Here is a 19,770-nt window from a genome sequence, read left to right as displayed (position 1 = left end):
CGCGGTTCAACCGGCCCGTTGGAAGAACTGCGCGGAGCGCAGTTCTTCCACCACCGGTCCAGGGCTTGCCCTGGTTCGGGTCGAGGGGCGAACAGCCCCCGCGGGGCCCGGGGCAGCGCCCCGGCGAGGCGACCCCAAGAAGAGACCCATGCTCAGCGCCCTTAGGGCTTTCCGAGGCCCTTCAGCCAGCCATTCACGTGGACAGAGATGTCCGCGCCCGTCTCGGCCTCGATCGTATCGATCATGTCCTGCATCCGGGCCGCGCGGTTCTTGAACGTCCCGTAAAACTTCGCGAGCGCCGCGTCGAGCTTGTCCCGGCCGACCTGGGCTTCCACGGCCCGGTAGAAGAACGCGCCCTTCATGTAGGTGACGGTCGACCACAAGGGGTGCGTGATGAGGTCGATCGTATTGCACGTGTCCAGCATGAGGACCGTGTCCTGCTCCATGATCACCGCGTCGAGCTGGGTCTGGTAATCGCTCCAGATCGCTTCGCCCACGGCCGTGCCCCCGACGGCTTCGAGCCCGCGGGCCGCGAGATACGAGACTGTGCCCTCGGAGAGCACGAAATCCTCCCAGCATGCGATACGCACGCCGTTGCCGAACCAGCCGTGCGCCGCCTCGTGTGCGTGCGTGACCGGATCGTTCATCGAGTCGCTTCCCACGTGCCAGTACGGGTGATGCTCCATGCCCCCGTATGCGCCCGGCCCCCATTTCGCTGAGACCGACCCGACCTCGCCGCCGAACGAGTAGGCTCCGTAGGTCTTTTCGAGCCAATCGAACACGGCCGCCAGATCCTTCGTTCCTTCGGTCGCGGCTGCTTCCTCGCCGGGCAGATGGTAGACGCTCACCTTCGTGCCCGCCGTGGTCGTTCCGAGCGCGACGTGCGTGTATTCGCCGAGGGCGAAGGCCGGCATGTAGGTCGGCGCGTCGGCCGGGATCTCGGCGGGGAAGACGGCGTCTTTGCCCATCGGCACGCCCGAGAGCGTCATCTCGAATTTCACGCCCTCCGAGGGCACGGATTTGCACGGAAAGAGGTTTCCGCAGAAGCGCGGCCACAGGAACGTGAGCTCCTCGGCGAGATACCCATCGAAGTTCTTCTGCGTGGTGAATGCGTACTTGATCTGGAGCGTGGTGTTCTCCGCGCTCTCTTTCACGCCCACGTCGAGCCTTCCATCCTGGACCGCGTATTCGAGCTGCCCGCTCGCGTCTTCGACGCTCTGAATGACGAGCCCGGCCACCTCGAACGAGGCGCCCGGCTTTCCCGCGGGCGCGAGATCGATCGTGGCTTCGCCGGTCATCGCCGTGACGTCGAGGGCGAGTGCAGTCGAGAGGATGTCGCGATCGAGGTTTTCCGTTGGCGCGACGGGGATGGGACCGGGCTCCGGCCCCTCGCCGCCGTCCCCGCAGCCGGCGAGGAGGAAGAGGGGGATCGAGGCCCAAGCGAGCGTGAAGAGGTGTTTCATGCGGCCAGGGTACGAGCCGGGCGGCGCGGAGGTCAACGGCGCTGGATCCGGGGCATTTCGGCGGGCGGGCATGGCTTCTTCGACCTGCTCGGCGGACCGAGGCGCGGGGGATCGAGGCTCATCGGAGCTGCCCGCCCGAGCCACGCCGTCCCCCTCGGCTGCTTCTCGGACCTGCTCGAACCCCCGGAACGACCCCCTTCCGAGCAGATCGGACCTTCCCGCAACACCCGAGCCCACCCCCTCCGAGCAGGTCGGAGAAGCTCGCTCGTGCCGGCGAAGGGGTGCGCGAGCAGGTCGGAGAAGCTCGCTCGTGCCGGCGAAGGGGTGCGCGAGCAGGTCGGAGAAGCTCGGCACAGGCGCGGGGTGGCGCGGGGGACATGATCGGCTCTTGTCGCGGGTGCCGGCGGTTGGTGGTTCGGGCAGGTCGGAGAAGCTCGCCGGGACCGGCGGCGGGGGAGGGGAGCAGGTCGGAGGAGCTACGGGGTGGCGGCCGTCGCCTCGACGGGGGAGGGCGGGGGAGGAATCTCGGGCGAGGCTTTGCTCTTCGCCGCGTCGGCGGCGCTCTTTTCGAGGAGGTCGAAGTAACCGAAGATACGTGCGTCGAGGTCTTTGGGCAGGCTCGGATCCTCCTGGAGCTCCAGGGCGAGGTTTTTCCGGGTGCGATTGAGGAGGCCGATGACTTCCCCGCGGAGGCGGGTCGCGTCTTTGCGGGTCTTCGTTTCGAGGTCGGCGCGGGCGCTGAGGAGGGAATCGATGGCGACGCCGGCGTTCAGGAAACTGTCAGCCCAATCGTAAAGGGTGCCGCCGCCGGCGACGGGGAACAGGGCGAGGTCTGGTTGCAGGTCCACGAGCGCGGGCTTTCGGTCCATGGCCGCCTTGGCTTCGGCGGGATAACTGGCCCCGAGGTCTTCGAGGGTGGGAATGAATGCGGCGCGGATTTTCCGAGCGGCCGCGCGAATGTGCTCGGGGATGTCGGGGTGGCGGTCGTAGGCTTCGAGGAGGTGCCAGAGGGAATACCCGAGGGCATCATGGCGGGCGTCGGCGGCGCTGAGGTCGTCGGCGAGGGGTCGGCCCGCGGCAATGGAGGGGAGCTTGGCGAGGGCGTCGCGTCGGGCCGTGAGGAGCTTGGTGCTGGCGGCACCGGAGGCGAAGCTGACGAGAGCGGCTTTTCGAGTCGTGAGGAGATCGTTCAATCCGACGAAAAGAGCGATGAGAGAGATATGGCGCATGGGGTGGGAGGTTACAGGGGTGGGAGGGGCGGGGGCAAGGGGGATGTGAGGAGCGATGTAGGATGCTGCCTGCGCTGCCGCCCCGTCACTCGTCTTCGACGACGCGGATGGGCAGCCACTGGAACCCGGTCACGCCCGCGTCGCGGAAGATGCGCCAGACCTTGGGGGTGACGACGAAGTACGGTTGCCACAAGACGGCCGTCTTCAGGTCGCCGTTCCACCGAACGTACCCGAAATGCTCCCACATCCGGTTCACGTCCTGGGCTCCTTCGACGTCCTTTGCGCGGTAGGCGAAACGCTCGGGGCTCGTCGAGTCGATTTTGCCGCGCCTGCAGGACTTGCATGCGCTGTCGAAGTCGATCCCGGTCGAGCGCGGCGACATCGGGGGGAGCGTGTGCGACGCCCATAGCTGCCGCCAGATCAGCTCGATCGGCGCCTCGTCCGGCTGGTACGCGTACACGCTCCGGAGGGAGAGCCCCGAGAGGTTGGCTCGCGCGAGCGTCTCGGCGAGCGGCTGGTCGACGAGGATCTCGCTGTAGCTGGATACAGCGCGAAATTGGCCGAGCCTCACGGTTTGTGGGCCCGCGCCATCGATCCAGTACGTCCCGGTCTGCCGCATCCCCGCGCCGCACGCCGGGCAGGCGTTCGAGAGATCGTACTCCGTGTAGAAGCGGGGACCTCCGACGATGTGGTTCTCCGACAGCGCCTGTACGACGATCAAGCGCGCGGCCTCGTACTCCTCGTCCGTGTACTCGTCCCAACGATCCTCCGACCATTGGACCTTGTAGGCGAGCAGGAGCTTCTGCAGGGTGAGGAGGCGAGGGTCGTCGATGTCGAGCGTAACATAAACGAAAACTTGCTTCAGAACCTTGTTGTCGCTGACCTCGGCCACATCCGGACCACACCCCGCGGGGCCCAAGACGGTCTGTTCGCGTCTCGGAACGTCATTCCCGTCAAACTTTACCCGTACCTTGGTTTTCATCGTGCCACTTTCACCCGCCTGGTCCGCTTACTTCTCGAAGTAATGCGCGATCGCCTTCAACCAGTGAGGCGACTTCTTGTACGCTTCCTCGTATGCCTTCCATAGGGCCTGGCGGTTTTTCCCTGGAATGTGTAGCGTGTAATTCCTTAGCTCGTTCGTCACCACCGTGTGCGCCTCCTCCGAGAGGATCACGGACGGCCCGTCCAGGGCATCGAGGCCGATGTCTAGCATCTTCTTGGTCTCGTAGATGTGATGCGCTTGCCACGCCCCACCATGCTTCGTCGTGAAGTGCCGCATCACCCGGAACGGCCCGATGACCTCCGCCTGCGCGAGCGCCTTCGTCAGCTCCTCTCCGAACTCCTCCGCCAGGTACTTGGCCGCATCCTCCGACAGCTCACTCACGTTCTTGATGACGACCTTCTCCCCGCGTTCCAAGGCCTCCGACGTCGCCTTCATGAACTTGTTGCCCAGCGCCATCGCCACCGGCGAGAACATCACGGCCGCGGCCGCCGCCTGGAGCCTCGGGTCGTTTGGCCCGTCGGCGTTCATCCCGCCGACGATCCCGTATTCCTTTCCGTCGGGCCGATAGAGATCCTCGTTCATTTGCAGGTTGAAGATCGCCCCCGCGATCACGACCTGCTCCAGGATGGCCCCGGCCCGCGTCTTCTCCTTCCGCGCCTTGCACCCCTCCTTCGTCTGCTCGCACGACGCCACACTGGAGACCGGCGCTCCGGGTCGAAACACGCGCTCCGGCAACGCGCCGCCCCGATCCACCAGCGTGCACGCCTCGTCCACACACTTCGGCGGATGCACCTCGTCCCGTTTCGGCAAGGTGGACGTCGTCGGTAAGAGCGGCTCGTTCGAGAGGACGCCCTGTGGCGCGGGTTGCGGCTTCTCTGGCGGACGTTCCGGCATCTTCTTCACGCCGGGCGGCACGACGTCCCCCTGCATATCCTTGACCTGCTGAGGCGGAGGCTTCTGCGACTCCGCATCCTCGACGGGCGCGGACGTCCCTGCCTTGCTCTCCTCGGCCGGAGCCTTGGGCGCAGTCTTCGCCGGTGCCGGCTTCGGACGCGGCGGCGGCGCAGGACACTTCAACTTGTTGTGCGGCGGCGGCAAGAACCGCACGTTTTCTGGCGGCGCATAAGGGTCGTAGACGAAGACCGTGAGGCCATTCGTCTTGGCCGTGAAGACCGCCCAGTCTTTCGTGATGACGGTCGCGCTTCCCGACAGGGCAAACCGGTCCATCTTCGGGTGCCCCGGAAGCCTGACACAGACGGGGATCTCCGCGCGGGCGAGCGACGGCGCGCACAGGAAGAGAAGGACCAGCGGCGAGCACGCGGCAAGGATACGATCGCGCATGCGACCTCCCGCGCCGAGGATACCGGTCCTTCGAGCCCCATCAATGACCCATCGGTTCTCACAGCCCTCGGCGCGCGGCGAGGGAGGGCGGCCGAAGGGGCCGCGTCTTCAAGAGGTCAGGCGGACACTCCTCATAGGTTCACCCATGGTTTGTCTCACCCCCTTGCCCCTCATCCCCCGGACAAACTATCCTCCCGCGCATGCCCCCCCGACGCCTCCTTCTCAGCGTCCTCGCAACCGCCTCCCTTTCCGCCGCGATGTTCCTCGTGCTCCCCTCGTGCACGGTCGACTACTATATTAACGGGGACTGCCCTCCTGGCACCTCCGAGCGCTGCTGTCCCTGCCCGATCCCCGAGGCGTGCCCGGATCCGGATTTTCCGGGATACGTCAAGCCGAGGCCGATCCCGTGGGACTGCGCGAACGCGTGTGATGGCCCGCCACCGTTGCCTCCCCGTTGCACCGATGGAGGCGCAGATGGCGGCGACGCGGATGGTGGTGCCGAAGGCGGCATGTCCTCGCTCTGCCCCCCGGGCACGTGCGCGCCCAAGAGCCCGCAAAGCTGGGAGGGCCCCATCGCCCTCTACTACGGCCCGGACTTCGGGGCGCCGCCCTGCCCGGAAACAGCACCCACGCTCGTCTTTGAGGGCTGGCCCGAGCCCGATCCGATCGCGTGCGAGACATGCTCGTGTGATTGGCCCGTCGGCACGTGCTCGCCCCCCACGACGTGGACCGTGAGTGCCGGGTCATGTTCTGATCTTGGTGTCAATACAAATTTCGACGCGCCGACAAACTGGGATGGCTCCTGCACGGCGAACACCTCGATCCAGGAAGGTAAGACGTGCGGCGGTGTCCCCTGCGTGGGAGCAATCACGATCGACCCACCCGTGATCGAGGAGCAACCCTGCACCCCTCACGGCAATGGCGATCCGATCCCAGGACCGGCACACTTCACGGCGGGAGATGCGTTCGGCCCTTTTGGTCGAGCCTGCACGGGGGCCCCGTGGCCCGCGTGCGGGCAAGAGGAGAAGGTGTGCGTGCCCAAGCCCCCGAGCTTCGAGACGTGCATCATGCGAGAAGGGGATGAAGCCTGCCCCGAGGGCTGGCCGATCAAGCACCTCCTTTATGGAGAGGTGAACGATCAACGGGAGTGCACCGCGTGCACGTGCAGTGCGCCGAGCGGTGGGAGTTGCACCGCGTTCGTGGCGCTGCACGATGACTCCGCCTGTGTGACGCTGCGGGGCTCCAACATCGTGCACGCGGGAGATCCTACGCTGTGCATGGACCTGTCGCCGGGAGCTGGGCTCGCAGCCAAGTCGGCCACGCTCCTCACGTACGAGCGGGGAACGTGCACGCCCGAGGGCGGGCAGGCCGTCGGAGAGCTCGTCCTTTCGAACGCGCGAACGTTCTGCTGTCTGGACGCTTCGGCTACTTGAAGGACGTCACGAGGCGCGCCCCCGTGATCACGGTCGCCCATGGGGTCTCCCAGACGGCCGGACGATTGGATGTGTTGATCTGGGAGCGGGGGAGCGTCGCCGCGACGTCGAGATCCGCGCGGATGCTGAACGGTCCTCCAAGATGCTGCTGCATCCCCACACGCCCACCAACGCCCGCGAACCCCGTGCGGTTGAGTTGCGGATACGCGCTATCCACGTCCTCGGTCAACCTCGCGCCCCCGATGACGAGCCCGCACACGGTAAATCGGCCGGGCCGATAACAGAGAGCAGCGGTACCCGAGGCCGTGAGCACCTCGAAAGCCGTGAGGCCGAGGGGCCTCGTCTCGAACCACGGGGTGACGCGTGCGTCGCCCTCGAACCACCACGAGCCCCGCAACCGAACCGCCGCGCCGAGCTGCACGCCGGGGACGATTTCGGGAGCCATGCCGGTCGCGAGAATGGGACCCGCGCTCACCTCGAATCGCGGGGGCACGTCGGCAAGCCCGGCTGAAGCAGGCAGCGGCGGAGCTGCGGGGGTTGCGGGAGGAGGGGGCGGAGCTTGCGAAGGTGGCGGAGGCGCGGGGCACGAGGCGGGAGGGGGCGGTGGCTCGACGACGGTAGCCGCCTTTCCCTCGTGCAGGATGTGGACGGAGGCGAGGAGGGCCGCATTGTAGAGCACCTCGAAGCAGCACGTCGACGCCGGGAATTCACGGTGCACGGTGTCGACCACACGCCCGTCGAGCTCCTCGATCTGCATGTCGACGGCGTGGTCACCGGCCTTCGTGCGACCCATACGAACGCGGAGCGTGCGCGATGCGGGCGGTTCGAGGATCGGCTTGGAAAACTGGTTATTCAGGAGGGCGGCAAACTCCTGTCCCCGGTCGCACGCCGGGAGCTTCGGGTCGACGCTGAACTCGACCTGGTAATGGAGTAGCTCGTCGGCCTTGGCCCGAGGAGGCACGAGGACGAGGAAGAAGACCACGAGGGCAGTGGCGTAGCCGGGGCCACGCACAACGCCTCGGAAAGCCCCTCCCTGCGTGATCCGCTTCACCGTCCTGGGCCCGCCGGAGGAATTTTTGGGGGGCATGTCGTTTTACCACGCGCGTTTGGGTCGCTTCTGTTCCTTAGCAGATGGCAGGGTGGTCAAGACAGACCGTGGAGGCAAATTGGTAGACGCGCACAGGAGGGAGCACGAGGATCTTGCTCGGCACACCGAGAAAATGCGCGCCCGTGCGCGAAAAGCGGGGATCCCGCATATCGACATCGATGATGTCGTCGGCGAAGCGTTGCTCGTCGCCTGCAAAGAAGACGAACCTAGACCGCCGCCCGAATGCGAAGAACGTGTCGTTGCCTGGCTGCTCGAGCTCGTCGACTGGCAGGTCATGGCCTACTGGACGAGGCGCGCGCGTCGCTCCCGGGAGATCCTCTGGCCCGATCCCGACGCGGAGGAGCTCGTGGCCGACAGCCGCGACCACGGCAGTGTCATCGAGGCACGCCAGCAGATCGAGCTCGCGTTGAAGGAGGTGCCCGCGCACGTCGCCGAGGTCGTCGTCGCGCGATGTGCGTACGGGATGCGGCTCAGCGAGTTTGCTTGCGAAACCGGGATCAGCAAGAACACCGTGAGCTCGTGGTTCCAGCGCGGGGAGCAGGCGTTTCGCGAGGCGCTGGTATCCCTCGACAAGCCGAAGCGTCGTCGTGGGATGGTGCCGCTGTTCCTGCCGTTTGGCGATTGGCTGCAATCGGCGCTCCGAGGATTGGGACGCGCGCTCGAAAGCATGTTTTCCAAGCTGGTTTCCGGGCTCGTCGCTGGGGCGGCGGTGGTCGCGTTCACCCCATCGAGCCTGGATGCGACGGCGGGAGAACTTGGGCAGGCCGACATGTCGGTTGCACAGCGTGAACCACACCGAGTCGAGGCGCGGCGGTTTCACCAGAGGCCCGGGACCGCCGATGTCATCCCCAAGGCGGCCGACGTCTCGATGCGGTCGAGCCCCCCGCGGCCGACCCCGAAGCAGGGCGAGCGCGCGACGAAGGGGACGCGACCGAGCCCGGATCCTGGCCTTCTCATTCTCCTCGCGGCGAAGTCTGCGCTTCAGCAAGGGACCCCGGGAAAGGCGCAAGCCTTGCTCGAAGCGGACGCGGCGAACCACCCCGATTCTGCGAATCAGCGCGAACGCGACATGCTGCGTGCGCTCGCACAGCCGTAGCGTCGCTCGTCACGTCATTGCCCAAGGTTCACGAAACCCACGTCACGATGGAGGGACGGCCATGCCACGTCGACAAACGACCCATCCGCTTCTCACAGCCTTCGGCGCGCGTATGCGGGACCTGCGCCTCGACCGAAAGATGTCGCTGGCCAACCTGGCCGAGACGAGTGGCGTCGGGAAGGGCGCCCTATCCAGCATCGAGAATGGGCGCGTCAACGTCACGATCGCGACATGCGTGCGGATCGCCATGGGTCTTGGGATCGGGGTCGAGGACATGATCCCGAAGGGCTCGAGCTTCCCGAATCGGAGGTAAGCGCGCCGTCCCCGGAGCCGCCGCCGTTGCCTCCCTGTTGCACCGATGGAGGGCTGAGGCGCGCCTACACGAGGCGAGCGGGGACCGCGGGCGGAGCAAGGGGGCACGGCGAGGGCTCGCCCGGCGCGTCCTACGAGAGTGCTTGACTTGGGCGAGGATTCTAGCGTTTCCTACACCCAAACCTGCTGCGGGGCCCGTCGGCAATACGCAATGACGGCGAGGTTCGGAATGGCCCAATGAACAAATTACCGATCGTTTCACTGTCCAGCGTATCGCTCCCCCCCATCCCTTCCTCGTCGAGTGACCCGTTCCACTTCTTCTGGCACCCGGAAGAGAAGGCGTTCTGGCTCCTCGTCCTCGGCAAGAACTCGAGCGGCGATGTCGAACGACGCGTATGGCGCGTCTCCGAAGACGGCACCGGCGCCATCGTCCTGTCGGACGAGCAGCTCGGTCTCCCCGACGATCTCGACGCGGACTCGCTCAGGGCGTTCTACTTCGACACCGCGCGGGGCCAGCCGGTCTGGCTCGTCTCCACCTCCGACGAGGTCGTGCTCGGCGCCTTCGACGGAAAGACGTTCGTCAAGGTGAAGCAGAAGAAGACGATCCGCGCTTCCGCCAACGACAGCTTCGTCTTCGATCCCGCCCGCCGCGTGCTCGTGCACTTCGTCAGTCAAGAGAAGATGGAGCGCGAGGGTCTCTCGGTGCGCGAGCTCGGTTCCGACGGAGAGTGGCAGGACAAGGGGGCGGTGATGGCCGACGCGGGCTCCTGGAAGACCTTCGCGGCGTGGGACGAGCGCCAGAAGCTCGCGGTCGTGGTCGATAGCGCCAACAACAAGGCATTCGGCTGGGACGGCAAGAATTGGCGCGAGCTCCCGGAGGCGCCGTTCTCGAACTCCAAGGCGGCCACCACGCACCCGCGTACGAAGGGGCTCGTCCTCATCGAGGAGTCGAGCGGGTATACGGCGAGCTACAAGAGGTACAGGTCGGCCGAGCTGACCGACACGAAGTGGGTCGATGGCGAGGAATCGGCTCTGAAGCCGCTCGAGCGGCTCGTCTCCATCGCCTACATCCCCGAGCGCAACGAGAGCTACGTCTATGCCCCGAAGCTCGGGGGGACGATTCAACACACGCTCGGCCGCTACGATGGGCAGAAGGTGCATCCGGCCGGTCAGCCCGTACTTGCCATGACCGGCGGCAGCACGGCGGGCCCGGTCCTCTTCTGGAGCTACGACGGGATGTTCTCCGTCGTCGGCGAAGAGCTGCGCAAGACGGCGGACCATCCCGAAGAAGCGGTCCTCGGATTTCGCGCCGACCGAACCGGCTGCGTCGCGGTCGGTCGAACGGGAGAGGTCGAACGCCTGACCTCGAAGGGCTGGACCTCCGTCTGCAAGGCGCCTCCCGGCTTCACCGAACGATGCGACTCCAGCATGGGATCGGACGGGACCGGGCGCCTCCTCGTCGTCGGCGGAGGCGATCCATACGGCGGAAAGAAGTTCCTCACCGACACCTGGCTGTTCGACGGCAAGACGTGGACGCAGCTAACGACGCGGGGCCCGGGCCCGAAGACGCTCTTTACGCGCATTGCGTTCGAGCCGTCCCGTTCGACGTGGGTCGTGATCGGCGGGCGAAAGAAGGACGCCTACTCCGACCATTTGGACGAGACCCACGAGCTCGACGGCAACAACAAGTGGGTCGCGTTCAAGTCGAATTTCGACGAATCCCCGGGGCTCGGTGCGCGCTTCATCGCTCGAGACGACGCCTCCGGGCAACTCTTCCTCGTGACCTACGGCTGCAACGACCCCGACAGGCTGCACGTCTATCGCGGCGCGGGCGAGTGGCACTGCGTGGGGGACATCGACGCAGCGCTCGTTCCGTGGGGCTCCCGCTCCGGGATCGACGCACCGTACGCCTACGACGACGAGCGCCGCGTGCTCGTCGGGTATGGGAGGGGCTCGCTCGTCGAGGTCGCGATCGGCGCCGCTCTCGATGCGGTTCGCCCGAAGGAGAGCGCGCAGCCGAAGGCGAGCGAAAGTGAAGCGAAGCCCCGGCCCAGGGACGGCGCAAAGACAAAAGGCAAAGAACAACTCACAGAAGAAGCCATCCCGCCGGCGGTATGGTTGCGCCTGCAGGAGGACGGCAGCGAAAAGTTCTGGTTCGCCTCGTCGAGGGAGGGCGCGACGTGGACCGCGTGCTGGGGGCGGCGCGGCGCGACGCCGAGCGAGAAGGTATACACGCTCGACAGTCGCGCTGCGGCGAAGAGCGCGTACGAGAAAGCCGTCCGCGAGAAGTTGAAGAAGGGCTACGAGCACGCCCCCGAGAAAGAAGCGGCGGCGCTCGTCCCGGGTCGCATGTCGTATCGCTTCAAGCTGGGAAAGTTCGAGCGCATCGAAGACGACATGTTCGGCGGCATTCCCGCCGGCGTGACCCGGGAGTCGTGGCCCATCTGCGCCGGCTGCAATCACCCCATGCCGCACGTGATGACGCTGCACGCGCACCCCGAGCGCCTGCCGCTGACGAAGCACGCCGCGATCACGCTCTTCGTCTGCGACAACGAATCCTCGGGCGGAACCTGTCTCACGTCCGAGACCGACAAGGGCTGTAACGCCGCGCTGCTGCTCACCGCCGCGGAGCTCGAGCGCGCGCCGCTCTCGACGCCACCGTCGGGCAAGAAGGGAGCGGAGCCGTCGAAGACCATGCGCGCGCGCAAGCTCACCTATCGTGAAGTCTTCGAGGCCGACCCGGAGAAGAACGAGAACGTCGACGACATCGAGGTCGCCGACAAGGTCGGCGGCTACCCGGGCTGGTACCAGTTCGAGAACACGCCGAAGTGCGACAAGTGCAGAAAGGAGATGCGCTTCGTCGCCCAGCTTCAGGAAGAACACATGACCGGCGGCGGCTCCAGCGAGGGCTATCTCTTCTGCTGCCTCGACGAGCACCAGGCCAAGTTCTTCTGGCAGCACTGAACAGGGGAATCAGGCTCGCATTCCGTCGGTAACCGCCCGACCAACCGCATTCCCAGCACCGCCCTCTGTGTCACCCTCGTACCATGCTCGGACAGAGTACGTCGAGAGAACCCGTACGTATCGAATCCGATACGGTCGTGCGGTTTTCGCAGGGCATTGGGGGGCATGGTCGAGAGGGTTGCCGCCCGCACGGGACGCGTGGTAGGGCGTGTCCTCATGGTCCGATCTCTCCTCGTCGCCGTACTCCTCACAGCCGCCTGCCATTCCGCAAGCCCGACGAACCGGACTTCGTCATTGCCAGCCGCAGCGCCGGCAATCGCGGCCAGCTCCTCCAAGCCCCCTGAGATTGTCGTGGAGCGGGGTACCGTCAAGAGTGAGACCGGCGCCGATGTGCCTTACGAGCTCGGCACCTTGTACGTGCCCGAGAACAGGCGAAATGCCAAAAGCCGCCGGATAGGCGTCGGCTTTGCCCGCATCAAGGCGCCTCATCCCACCGGCGCGCCGCCCGTCTTCTGGTTGCCCGGTGGTCCCGGTCTGAGTGTGCTCGGCGCATTCACCGACGACGACGCGGCTGCCAAGAGCCGGCTGCGGTCCTGGCTAACCTATGGTGCCGTGGGGGACCTGGTCGTGATCGAGCAGCGCGGTTACACGCGCCGCGGCGAAATGCTCGAAGCGATGAGCGATGCCTTGCCTTTGGATCAACCCGGTTCGGCGCGCGTGGAAGCCGAGGCCATGCGTGCATTGGCCAGGGCCGCCATTGCGGCGAACCCCGACAAGGACCTTTCGGGCTACGACATCGGTGAGCTCGCCGCGGATGTGGACGACCTTCGCCGGGCGCTGGGGTACGACAAGATCAGCCTGTTCGGTGGAAGCTTCGGCTCCCAGTGGAGTTTCGCGGTGATGAGACTCCATCCCGAGATCGTCGCGCGCGCGGTGCTGTCGGGCGTGGAACCGTTGAACAACGGTTATGACATGCCCTCGCACGTGCTCGCGGCGCTGCAGCGTATCGCCCAAGACGCTGATCGGGATCCTGGGCTTGCGCCTTATCTGCCCGCGGGCGGACTGATGGAAGCCATGCGCGCCCTGCGCCTCCGTTTTGCCGAGAAGCCGGTGCGCGTGCAGGTCGACGACGATGCCGGCGGAAAGCGCACGGTGGTTCTAGGGGCGGAAGACCTTCAGCTCGCCCTGCAATCGCATACGCAGGAGGGCGAGCAATGGCCCGCGTTCATCTTGTCGCTCTATCACGGGCACTACGAGGCCTGGGCGCGCGAGGTCATCGAAGACCGAAAAGCGAGCAAGACGAAGCTGATCGGGCCCTTGATCGACAGCAGTCTGGGCGTCACGGCCGCTCGCGAGCAAAAGCTGCGGACCGATCCGGCCGTCGAGATGCTCGGCACATGGAACTTCGAGTCGAACATCGCTTCCGCGCCCGACTGGCCGACCCGCGACATGGGCGACGCGCTGAGAGAGCCGGTCACGAGCCCGATCCCGGTCTTGTTCGTGCACGGCGATTGGGATACCTCGACGCCGGTCGAAAACACCCTGGGCATCAAGGCTTACTTTCCGAACGGCCATGCGATCCTCGTCCATCGCGCCGGCCACGACGGCCCGTTCTACCAGCTTCGCGGAGAACCGGCTGTGAAGCAGGCGGTGTATGAATTCCTCAAGACCGGCAAGAAGGAAGGTCTCCCCGCCGAAGTGACGTTGCCGCTCCCCAAGTTCGAGGTGCCGCCGTTTGCGCCCCCGCGCGCGACGTGAAAAAGGAGGCGGGGCGCACGATTCCGCGGAATGCGGGGACCGTCCGATCGGGAGCGCCTACCGGGCCGTGGTGGATCTCGACCAGGCCGCGGGCCGCACCTTCCCAATCCCGAGCGGGGCGCTCGAGCGACACCGGGGCACGGTCGAGAGAGCGCTCGGCCAGGGAGGGTGTGGCTCGGGTGACGACGAGATCCAGGGGGCAGAGGCCGTGTTCCATTACGATCGAGAGGGGAGCCTGGTGGTCGACTACGATTTCTTCGTCTACACCGCGCCGGCCTGCTTCACGTATGGGTGGGCACCTACGATCTCCCGGCCGATCTCGAGCCTTACGGCCGGCTGCCCACGTGGCTCCGGGCATTCCTCGCGGAGCACCCGTCGACGGGCGTCTCGGTAATTCCGATCGGCCGGGAGGACGCTGCCCGCAAGGAGTTCGAGCGCCTGCCCAAGGTCGCCCCCAAGCTGCCCAGGGACTCCGAGCCCGAGGGCCAATGAATCCTGGTGAAGCCGGCGTCACTTCTTGCTTGCTTTGGGCACCTTGATCGGCAGGTACCCCAGCACCGCCGGCTCGAGCACGTCCCAGTGCGCCGCGTACGAGGCTCCGATCTTCGTGGCGTAGGTATAGGCTGCATCGCCGACGGCGAGGGCGCTCGGCAGGCCCAGGTTGACGCCCGCCTTGTGGTGCTCGTTGCCCACGTCGAGCGTAGCGCGCCCGCGCGTCCAGCGGAAATGGGCGTCGAGCACCGACCGGTACAGCGCCGTGGCGCGCACCTGGAAGGAGAGCCCGTCACGCGTGTATGTGAGATCGAGCTCGCCCCCGTCCGACTTCACCTTGTAGGCAGTATTCGGCTCCGAAAACCCTTTCGACCGCAGGAAGGCGCCGATGTCCCGCTCGATGGCGGCCACGAACGGCGCGAAGATTTCGGTGAGGTCCCGCAGCTTGCGCTCCGGGGAGATTGGCTCCGCGAACACATTGAAGCTCGTGACGACACACGCCACCTCGCCGGCCGCGTCGATGCCGAAGTACGTCGCATACGTCCCGTCGCCGTCTCCGGAGCGGAAGATCATCACGTTTTCGCCCGTGCTCCCGTGGGGCCGATGATCCGCCCACCAGCCTCCATTCACGCGGAGCTCGGGACTCACGACGTCGTAATAACTCCCATACGAAGGCCCCTCCGCCTTCTGTCGCACGGCGTCCGCATCGCGGAGGTGACGCAGGGCGGCCTCGTCGGCGAAGCAGCCGAGCCCCGCGTCGACGGGATAACCGAAAAACCGCCCCTCGCCCAGCGTCGCCGCATCCTGTCCGGCGATCGTCGCGAGCTCGAAATGGTCGATGGCTGCCTTCCGCACGCGGATCTCGGCGAATCCAATCACCGAACCCTCTTTTGCGACGAAGAGGTGAACGGGGTATTTCCCCGGCGCGAGAACACGCTCGAACGGGGGCCGCTCGGGCTGCATCATGGGATCGCAGGCCACGAGGCGGCCCGTGGTGATCACGATTTCGCCGGCGCGAAGGATTTCCTTCACGCCGGCAGCCTTCTTGCCGGCGAGGTGGGCAGAGCGGATCGGAAGGAACGAGCGGGGGAGCGCGTAACGGGGTTCGGTCATGGGCACGAGACCCTACCCGATCTTGGCCGCGCTTACCGATGCTTTGGTGCCCGGGCGCTCCGCTCTCCGGAACGGTCGGGCTCGGAGCCCCCGACCGCACCCCTGCGATCAGGTCGGAAAGGCTTGTGATATTTCGATGACCTCGCTCGGCACCGGCCCACTGCAGCGCAGACGCGCAGGCGGAGCCGAAAAGCCTGTTTGACGGCGGCGGTGCAGTACGTCACGGTTGCCGGGAGCACGGCGGTCGCGAAGGAGGCGTCGGCCCAATGAGGGATGCAACGCTCGCGGGCATGAGGCTCGATCGGCATTACCACGTCTGCACATTCTTTCGCTCGCGCGACGAGGAGTATCGGGTGCTCGGCCCCTTTTACAAAGAGGGACTGGAGTGGGGCGAGAAGGTCGTCAATTTGTGTGACGCGGCGTTCCGCCACGAGCACCTCGCTCGGCTCGCCCAGCTCGGTATCGACGTCGAGGGGTGCCACGACCGCGGGCAGCTCCTGGTGCAGAGCTGGGATGACTGCTATCTGGCGCACGGCCGCTTCGATCCGGACCGTATGCTCCAGTTCTTCGATGACGCGAGCAGCGCGGCGTCGGCCGAGGGGTATTCGCGCCTGCGCGGCATGGGCAACATGGACTGGGCGCTCTCCAATCCTCCGGGGGCCGACCAGCTTATCGAGTACGAGATCCGCCTCAACGAGGTCGTCGGGCGCCACAAGTGCCTGGTGATCTGCGTCTACGATCTCACCCGCCTGCCCGGCGCGACGGTGATGGATATCCTGCGGTGCCACCCGCTCGTACTGATCGACCGGACGGTCAACGAAAACCCGTTCTACACGCCGCCCGGTGCGTTCCTCGAGGAAATACGAGCTCGTAGATATCGCGACCCGGACCCGGCGCACGGCCGCTGACGGCTGACGCATGTCCGAGCCAGATTCACCCCGATCACTTCACAGCACACTACGGGACCTGCTCGGCCTCCTCGCGCTGCCGCCTCTGTGGAGCGGGCAGGACGCCGCCGGCATCCTCGCGACGACGTGCGAGGTCCTCGAGGCGCTGCTCCCGATCGACGTCGCCTACGCGATCACCCGCTGGACCGTGGGCGAATCGGCGGTCGAGGTATTACGGGTCGGGCAGCAGGATGCGACTGCACGGCTCGAGGAGCTGCGGCCGGTGCTCGCCGCCTCCTGCGGCAGGGGGATCGGCGCCGTTGGGGTCGCCATTTGTCCGCCGTTTGGCACGGTACGGACCCTCCACATGCCAGTGGGGCTCTACGCCGAGCGTGGCAACCTGCTCGTCGGCTCCTGCGACCCCATGTTCCCGGACGTGACCGCGAACGTGCTCCTGCGCGTGGCGACGAGCCTCGTGGCCACCGGCCTCGAGACCGCGCGCGCCATTCAGGAGCGCGAGCAGGCCAACCGCGCGAAGGACGAATTCCTCGCAATGCTCAGTCACGAGCTGCGCAACCCGCTGGCCCCGATCGTGACCGCGCTCCGGCTCATGCGCGTGCGCAGCGAGGGCCCGGTGAGCCGCGAGCACGCCGTCATCGAGCGGCAGGTCGAGCACGTACGCCGGCTCGTCGACGACCTCCTCGACGTCTCGCGGGTCACACGGGGGAAAGTGGAGCTGCGCCTCGAAGCGGTCGAGATCCCGCACGTGATCAGCCAGGCCGTCGAGATGGCGACCCCGATGTTCGAGCAGCGGCGCCACGACCTGCACATGGAGGTCCCGGTGGGCGGCCTCGTGGTGCAAGGGGACCGATCGCGGCTCGCCCAGGTGGTCACGAATCTCCTGACCAACGCCGCTCGGTATACACCGCCCGCCGGCCGCATCGTCGTCCGGGCCGCCCGCGTCGACCACGAGGTCGTGATCATCGTCGTCGACAACGGGGTCGGTATCTCAGAGGAGCTCTTGCCCCGGATTTTCGACCCGTTCGTCCAGGGGAAGACGTCGATCCACCGCACCGAGAATGGTCTCGGCATCGGGCTCGCGCTGGTCAAGAACCTGGTTACCCTCCACGGCGGCACGGTCGAGGTGGCCAGCGAAGGGATGGGCAAAGGGAGCGCGTTCACCGTGCGATTGCCAGCGACCACCGCCGTCGCCGAGGCGGAGGAGGCTCTCGCTCCGTCATGCCTCTCGGAGGTGCGCGAGCGTGTCCTGCTCGTCGACGACAACATCGACGCCGGTGAGCTCCTGGCGGAGCTGCTGCGCGCCTCGGGGCACGAGGTCGCGCTCGCGCACGACGGCGCCGGGGCGCTCGAGATGCTGGACAGCTTCCGCCCAACCGTAGCGTTGCTCGACCTCGGGCTGCCGGACATGGACGGCTATGAGCTGGCCGCGGAGATGGGTCGCCGGCTGGGCACCGCAGGTCCTCGGCTGATCGCGCTGACCGGCCGCGGTCAGGCGCAGGATCGCGCTCGCAGCGCGGCGGCCGGCTTCGTCGAGCACCTCGTCAAGCCGATCAGCGTCGAGCGGCTCCTCGACGCGATCGCGGGCCGCACACCTGGTCGGTAGCTTTGGAGCCTCCAAGCATCGAAACCTCAGGATTCATCCATGACGACCTATCACGACAAGACCGAGGCCACGAGCGACGACGCAATCAAGTTCGCCTATTGGGTCCCCAACGTCTCCGGCGGCCTCGTCATCAGCAACATCGAGCAGCGCACAGGCTGGGACATCGACTACAACCGCAAGCTCGCGCAGATCGCCGAGGCGAGCGGCTTCGATTATGCATTGACCCAGGTCCGCTTCACGGCCGGCTACGGCGCGGAGTTCCAGCACGAATCGGTCTCGTTCAGCCACGCACTTCTGGCCGCCACCGAGAAGCTCGAGGTGATCGCGGCGATCCTGCCCGGCCCGTGGAACCCGGCGCTCGCCGCCAAGCAGATCGCCACGATCCATCACCTCACCCATGGTCGCATCGCCGTGAACATCGTCAGCGGCTGGTTCCGCGGCGAATTCGCCGCCATCGGAGAGTCGTGGCTCGACCACGACGAGCGTTATCGCCGGTCGGAGGAATTCATCCGCGCGCTCAAGGGTATCTGGACCGAGGACCGCTTCACCTTCCGGGGCGATTTCTATCAATTCGATAACTACTCGCTGAAGCCGAAGCCGCTCGATCCGCATCCCGAGATCTTCCAGGGCGGCTCCTCGCGCGCGGCCCGCGACATGGCCTCCCGCGTCTCCGATTGGTACCTCACCAACGGCAATACGCCGGAAGAGATCGCGAAGCAGGTCGACGACATCCGCGCCAAGGCGGCCCGGAACGACCACGAGGTGAAGATCGGCGTGAACGCTTTTGCGATCGCCCGCGAGACGGAACACGAGGCCAGGGCGGTGCTCGCCGAGATCATCGCGAAGGCGAATCCCGAGGCCGTCAACGCCTTCGGCCATGAGGTGAAGAATGCAGGCAAGGCCTCACCTGAAGGCCAGGGCAACTGGGCCAAGTCCACCTTCGAGGATCTCGTCCAATACAATGACGGCTTCCGCTCGAACCTGATCGGTACGCCACACCAGATCGCCGAACGCATCCTTGATCTCAAGCGCGCGGGCGCCGACCTCATCCTCCTCGGCTTCCTGCACTTCCAGGAGGAGGTCGAATACTTCGGCAAACACGTGATACCGCTCGTCCGCGAGCTGGAAGCGGCCGAGCCCCTGCCGATCGCGGCGGAATAGCGCCGGGCGGAGGCGGAGGGCGTGGTTGACGACAATGGTGAGGTGGTTCATAGTGATGGCCGCGATGGCCGTAGGAGACGGCCACGACGGGGGGATAGCAATGAGGAATGCCACGCTGGCAGGCAGGAAGCTCGATCGGCACTATCACGTTTGCGCATTCTTTCGCTCGCGCGACGAGGAGTATCGGGTGCTCGGCTCCTTTTATAAAGAGGGGCTGGAGTGGGGCGAGAAGGTCGTCCACGTCTGCAACCCTGCGCTGCGCCACGAGCACCTTGCTCGGTACGCACGGCTCGGGGTCGACGTCGAGGGGTGCCAGGCGCGTGGGCAGTTCCAGGTACTGAGCTGGGAAGAGGCCTACCTGAAACACGGCTGCTTCGATCAGGACCGTATGCTCCAATCGTGGGCTGACTTTGAAAGCACGGCGCGCGCCGAGGGGTATCCGCGTATGCGCGGCATGGACAACATGGGCTGGATGCTGGACAATGCTCCGGATTTCGACGAGCTCATCGAGCTCGAGATACGCTTCAGCAAGCTCACCTCCCCCCAATGCATCGCGGTCTGCGTCTACGACGCCAACAGCATGCCCGGCGCGACGATGATGGATCTCCTGCGCTGCCACCCGCTCGTGCTGATCAACGGGACGATGTGCGAAAACCAGTTCTACACGCCGCCGGCCGAGTTCCTCGAGGAAATACGCGCTCGTAAGTATCGCGCCGAGGGCCGACGCGCGGCCGCGCACGGCTGACCCGTAGGATCGCGCTCGCACTCGATGGCGGTTCAGCCGGA

At 66.3% G+C, this 19,770-nt stretch carries 16 protein-coding genes; 10 read left to right on the top strand and 6 right to left on the bottom strand.

Annotated elements, in window-relative coordinates; all coding sequences use genetic code 11:
• Positions 1 to 161 precede the first annotated feature (161 nt).
• The 4 genes from KEG57_RS47215 to KEG57_RS47200 form a co-directional block, all read right to left on the bottom strand.
• Positions 162 to 1,463 carry a M1 family metallopeptidase gene (locus KEG57_RS47215; RefSeq protein ID WP_272423392.1) on the bottom strand — a complete coding sequence of 434 codons (1,302 nt, stop codon included), beginning with the start codon at positions 1,461 to 1,463 and terminating at the stop codon, positions 162 to 164.
• Between the two features lie 476 nt (positions 1,464 to 1,939).
• Entirely contained in the window at positions 1,940 to 2,692 is a 753-nt protein-coding gene (locus KEG57_RS47210) for a hypothetical protein (protein WP_272423394.1), read from the bottom strand.
• Between the two features lie 85 nt (positions 2,693 to 2,777).
• Entirely contained in the window at positions 2,778 to 3,584 is an 807-nt protein-coding gene (locus KEG57_RS47205; protein WP_272423395.1) for a hypothetical protein, read from the bottom strand.
• A gap of 117 nt (positions 3,585 to 3,701) precedes the next feature.
• Positions 3,702 to 5,036: a hypothetical protein gene (locus tag KEG57_RS47200; RefSeq protein ID WP_272423396.1), complete on the bottom strand. Its 1,335-nt coding sequence runs from the start codon at positions 5,034 to 5,036 to the stop codon at positions 3,702 to 3,704.
• Positions 5,037 to 5,545: 509 nt separating this feature from the next.
• Between KEG57_RS47200 and KEG57_RS47195 the strand changes: the two genes are divergently transcribed.
• The gene (locus KEG57_RS47195) at positions 5,546 to 6,469 is read left to right on the top strand and encodes a hypothetical protein (RefSeq protein WP_272459739.1); all 924 of its coding nucleotides are present in this window, start codon (positions 5,546 to 5,548) and stop codon (positions 6,467 to 6,469) included.
• Here KEG57_RS47195 and KEG57_RS47190 read toward each other — a convergent pair.
• Positions 6,462 to 7,451 carry a hypothetical protein gene (locus KEG57_RS47190; RefSeq protein ID WP_272423398.1) on the bottom strand — a complete coding sequence of 330 codons (990 nt, stop codon included), beginning with the start codon at positions 7,449 to 7,451 and terminating at the stop codon, positions 6,462 to 6,464. The genes KEG57_RS47195 and KEG57_RS47190 overlap by 8 nt on opposite strands.
• Positions 7,452 to 7,689: 238 nt before the next feature.
• On the opposite strand from KEG57_RS47190, the gene KEG57_RS47185 reads away from it, so the two are divergent.
• The 5 genes from KEG57_RS47185 (at position 7,690) to KEG57_RS47165 (ending at position 14,199) form a co-directional block, all read left to right on the top strand.
• Positions 7,690 to 8,673 (top strand): sigma-70 family RNA polymerase sigma factor, encoded by a 984-nt coding sequence (locus KEG57_RS47185; RefSeq protein ID WP_272423399.1) that lies wholly within the window; start codon positions 7,690 to 7,692, stop codon positions 8,671 to 8,673.
• 61 nt (positions 8,674 to 8,734) lie between these two features.
• On the top strand, positions 8,735 to 8,986 hold the full coding sequence (locus KEG57_RS47180) for a helix-turn-helix domain-containing protein (RefSeq protein ID WP_272423400.1): 252 nt from the start codon (positions 8,735 to 8,737) through the stop codon (positions 8,984 to 8,986).
• 236 nt (positions 8,987 to 9,222) lie between these two features.
• Positions 9,223 to 11,949, top strand: coding sequence for a WGR domain-containing protein (locus KEG57_RS47175; RefSeq protein WP_272423401.1), 2,727 nt, complete (start codon positions 9,223 to 9,225; stop codon positions 11,947 to 11,949).
• Positions 11,950 to 12,165: 216 nt separating this feature from the next.
• Positions 12,166 to 13,707, top strand: coding sequence for an alpha/beta hydrolase (locus KEG57_RS47170; RefSeq protein ID WP_272423402.1), 1,542 nt, complete (start codon positions 12,166 to 12,168; stop codon positions 13,705 to 13,707).
• 291 nt (positions 13,708 to 13,998) lie between these two features.
• On the top strand, positions 13,999 to 14,199 hold the full coding sequence (locus tag KEG57_RS47165; RefSeq protein WP_272423403.1) for a hypothetical protein: 201 nt from the start codon (positions 13,999 to 14,001) through the stop codon (positions 14,197 to 14,199).
• 18 nt (positions 14,200 to 14,217) lie between these two features.
• Here KEG57_RS47165 and KEG57_RS47160 read toward each other — a convergent pair whose 3' ends face one another.
• A complete protein-coding gene (locus tag KEG57_RS47160) occupies positions 14,218 to 15,312 on the bottom strand; it encodes a DUF4241 domain-containing protein (RefSeq protein ID WP_272423404.1) in 1,095 nt (364 codons plus the stop codon).
• A gap of 266 nt (positions 15,313 to 15,578) precedes the next feature.
• On the opposite strand from KEG57_RS47160, the gene KEG57_RS47155 reads away from it, so the two are divergent.
• From KEG57_RS47155 to KEG57_RS47140, 4 genes are all read left to right on the top strand, one after another.
• Positions 15,579 to 16,220, top strand: coding sequence for an MEDS domain-containing protein (locus KEG57_RS47155; protein ID WP_272423405.1), 642 nt, complete (start codon positions 15,579 to 15,581; stop codon positions 16,218 to 16,220).
• 10 nt (positions 16,221 to 16,230) lie between these two features.
• Positions 16,231 to 17,823 carry a hybrid sensor histidine kinase/response regulator gene (locus KEG57_RS47150; RefSeq protein ID WP_272423406.1) on the top strand — a complete coding sequence of 531 codons (1,593 nt, stop codon included), beginning with the start codon at positions 16,231 to 16,233 and terminating at the stop codon, positions 17,821 to 17,823.
• Between the two features lie 39 nt (positions 17,824 to 17,862).
• The gene (sfnG, locus tag KEG57_RS47145) at positions 17,863 to 18,984 is read left to right on the top strand and encodes a dimethylsulfone monooxygenase SfnG (protein WP_272423407.1); all 1,122 of its coding nucleotides are present in this window, start codon (positions 17,863 to 17,865) and stop codon (positions 18,982 to 18,984) included.
• 100 nt (positions 18,985 to 19,084) lie between these two features.
• Complete coding sequence (locus KEG57_RS47140) at positions 19,085 to 19,729, top strand: MEDS domain-containing protein (RefSeq protein WP_272423408.1); 645 nt, start codon at positions 19,085 to 19,087, stop codon at positions 19,727 to 19,729.
• Positions 19,730 to 19,770 lie beyond the last annotated feature (41 nt).

It is taken from the genome of Polyangium jinanense, assembly GCF_028435365.1.
This window is presented reverse-complemented; position numbering and strand designations above follow the sequence as displayed.